We start from the raw sequence: 3,254 nt of genomic DNA on the forward strand, positions 1-3,254 counted from the left end.
CGCGTGGCCATCGACACCTGGCGCGAGAACGTCGCCTACCTGCACCGCGACTGCGACCTCTACCGCGCCGAGGGCTTCCAGGCGCTCAACAAGGTGGCAGTGCGCGCCAACGGCCGCAAGGTGCTGGCCACGCTCCATGTGACGCTGGATCCGCGCATCGTCAAGTGCGACGAGATCGGCCTGTCGATGGACGCGTTCGCGCAGCTCGGCGTGGAGCCGGGCCACCCGGCCACCGTCGAGCAAGCCGAGCCGCCGGCCTCGATCGCCGCGCTGCACCGCAAGATCGGCGGTGAGCGCCTGACGCGCGAGGAATTCCACGCCATCGCGCGCGACATCGCCGAGCACCGCTACTCCAAGATCGAGCTGTCGGCCTTCGTCGTCGCCACCCACGCCAGCGAGCTGGACCGCGAGGAGGTCTACTTCCTCACCGAAGGCATGATCGCCGCCGGCCAGCGGCTGGACTGGCGCGAGCGGCTGGTGGTGGACAAGCACTGCATCGGCGGCATCCCCGGCAACCGCACCTCGATGCTGGTGGTGCCGATCGTCGCCGCGCACGGGTTGGTGTGCCCGAAGACCTCCTCGCGCGCCATCACCTCGCCGGCCGGCACCGCCGACACCATGGAAGTGCTGGCCGAGGTGGAGCTGCCGATCGAGCGGCTGCGGGAGATCGTGCGCGCGCACCGCGCCTGTCTGGCCTGGGGCGGCACGGCGCAGCTGTCGCCGGCCGACGACGTGCTGATCGCGGTGGAGCGGCCGCTGTCGCTGGATTCGCCGGCGCAGATGGTGGCCTCGATCCTGAGCAAGAAGGTGGCCGCTGGCTCCAACCACTTGGTGCTGGACATCCCGGTGGGGCCGACCGCCAAGGTGCGCTCGATGCCCGAGGCGCAGCGGCTGCGCCGGCTGTTCGAATACGTGGCGCGGCGGCTGGGCATCTCGATCGACGTCGTCATCACCGACGGGCGCCAGCCGATCGGCCAGGGCATTGGCCCGGTGCTGGAGGCGCGCGACGTCATGCGCGTGCTGCAAAACCATCCGCTGGCGCCGATCGACCTGCGCCAGAAGGCGCTGCGGCTGGCCGGCCGGCTGCTGGAGTGCGACCCCGACATCCGCGGCGGCGACGGCTACGGCATCGCGCGCGACATCCTCGACAGCGGCCGCGCGCTGGAGAAGATGATGGCGCTGATCGAGGCGCAAGGCGCGCGCGGCTTCGACCCCGAGCGCCCGTCGCTGGCGCACCACCGCTTCGAGGTCACCGCGCCGCGCGACGGCGTCGTCACCGGCATCGACAACCTGCAGATCGCGCGCATCGCGCGCCTGGCCGGCGCGCCCAAGGTGGCCGGCGCCGGGGTGGATCTGATGCGCAAGCTCGGCGAGCCGGTGCGCGCCGGCGACGTGCTCTACCACGTCTACGCCGAGTACCCGGCCGACATGGAGTTCGCGCGCGCGGCCAGCGCGCGCGCCAGCGGCTACACCATCGGCGCGCCGCACGAGGTGCCGCAGGTCTACGTGGAGTTCTGACCGCCATGCCGCTGCTGCTTGCCTTCGACGACGAGGCCGCGCCGGCGCAGCGGCTGCTCGCGGCGCTGCACGCCACCGCGGGCGCCACCGAGCCGTGGACGCTGGCGTTCGTGCAGCGCCACCGCTTTCCGGACGGCGAGTGGCGGCTGCGTCTGCCGCCCGAGCTGCCGGCCGAGGTGGCGTTGTACCGCAGCCTGCACCAGCCGAACGACAAGCTGGTCGAGCTGCTGCTGGCCGCGCCGGCGGCGCGCGAGCTGGGCGCGCGGCGGCTGTGGCTGGTGGCGCCTTATCTGGCCTACATGCGGCAGGATGCGGCCTTCAGCCCCGGCGAGGTGGTCAGCCAGCGCCACGTCGGGCGCTGGCTGGCGGCGGCGTTCGACGGGCTGATCACCGTCGATCCGCACCTGCACCGGGTGGCCACGCTTGCCGAGGCGGTGCCGGTGGCCCAGGCGCGCGCGCTCAGCGCCGCGGCGCTGCTTGGCGCGCTGGCGGCGCAGCGCCGCCCCGGCGCGCTGCTGCTCGGGCCGGACAAGGAATCCGCCCAGTGGGTGCGCCAGGCCGCCGATGCCGCGCGGCTGCAGGCGGCGGTGGCGCGCAAGGTGCGCCGCGGCGACCGCGACGTCGAGGTCGCGCTGCCGGCGCTGGACGTGCGCGGCCGCGCGGTCGTCATTCTGGACGACATGGCCAGCACCGGCCGCACCGTGGCACGCGCCGCGGCTGCCCTGCGCGCAGCCGGCGCCGCCTCGGTGGACGTGGCGGTCACGCACGCGCTGTTCGTCGGCGATGCGCTGGCCGTGATGAAGGCCGCCGGCGTCGGCGAGGTCTGGAGCACCGACAGCGTGCCGCACGCCAGCAATGCGGTGCCGCTCGCGCCGCTGCTGGCCGCGGCGCTTCACAGGTCGGTGCGCAGCTTCCAAATTTCGGGGAACAGCACCACGTCCAGCATCTTGCGCAAGTAGCTCACGCCGCTGGTGCCCCCAGTACCGCGCTTGAAGCCGATGACCCGCTCCACGGTCGTCAGGTGCCGAAAGCGCCACAGCCGGAACGCATCCTCCAGGTCGGTCAGCTCCTCGCCCAGTTGGTACAGGTCCCAGTGGTGCGGCGGATCGCGGTAGACCTGCAGCCACGCGGCTTCCACGGCGTCGTTGGCCTCGTAGGGCTGGGTCCAGTCCCGCTCGCAGTGGCTGGCGGGCACGGGCAGCCCGCGCCGCGCCAGCAGGCGCAGCGACTCGTCGTACAGCGACGGCGCTTGGTAGACGGCTTGCACCTGCGCCAGTAGATCGGGTCGGTGTTCGTGCGGGCGCAGCATCGCGGCATTCTTGTTGCCCAGAGAAAACTCGATGCAGCGATACTGGTAGCTTTGAAAACCGCTGGATTGCGCCAGATAGGGGCGGATTGCGCTGTACTCCGGCGGGGTCATGGTCGCCAGCACGTCCCACGCGTGTACGAGCTGCTCCATGATACGGCTAACGCGCGCCAGCATTTTGAACGCCTCCGGCAGCCGATCCGTCGCGATCGCCGTCTTGGCCGCCCCCAGCTCGTGCAGCATCAGCGTCATCCACAACTCGCTGGTCTGGTGCTGGACGATGAACAGCATTTCGTTGTGGTCGGGCGACAGGGGCTTTTGCGCGTTCAGGATTGCGTCGAGCTGCAGATAGTCGCCATAGGTCATCGCATCGCGGTAATCCAGCCGGGCCCGTTCGGCGTGGACGATGGACTCGGGGGTGGGGTGGGTG

The 3,254-nt window shown here is 71.5% G+C and carries 3 protein-coding genes; 2 read left to right on the top strand and 1 reads right to left on the bottom strand.

Annotation, left to right across the window (positions count from 1 at the left end; translation table 11 throughout):
* A partial coding sequence (locus V7026_RS11210) for a thymidine phosphorylase family protein (RefSeq protein ID WP_334155459.1) occupies positions 1 to 1,518 on the top strand: 1,518 nt, incomplete at its 5' end.
* A 5-nt stretch (positions 1,519 to 1,523) separates the two neighbouring features.
* Positions 1,524 to 2,477 (top strand): ribose-phosphate diphosphokinase, encoded by a 954-nt coding sequence (locus tag V7026_RS11215; RefSeq protein ID WP_334155460.1) that lies wholly within the window; start codon positions 1,524 to 1,526, stop codon positions 2,475 to 2,477.
* Here the strand turns inward: V7026_RS11215 and kynA are convergent.
* Positions 2,411 to 3,232, bottom strand: coding sequence for a tryptophan 2,3-dioxygenase (gene kynA / locus V7026_RS11220; RefSeq protein ID WP_334155461.1), 822 nt, complete (start codon positions 3,230 to 3,232; stop codon positions 2,411 to 2,413). The genes V7026_RS11215 and kynA overlap by 67 nt on opposite strands.
* Positions 3,233 to 3,254: the final 22 nt, after the last annotated feature.

The organism is Tepidimonas sp. (genome assembly GCF_036825565.1).
Classification (GTDB): domain Bacteria; phylum Pseudomonadota; class Gammaproteobacteria; order Burkholderiales; family Burkholderiaceae_C; genus Tepidimonas.

What these genes read in the sequence shown, in the direction of transcription:
- V7026_RS11215 (WP_334155460.1), top strand. Translation starts at nt 1,524, where the DNA reads ATGCCGCTGCTGCTTGCCTTCGACGACGAGGCCGCGCCGGCGCAGCGG.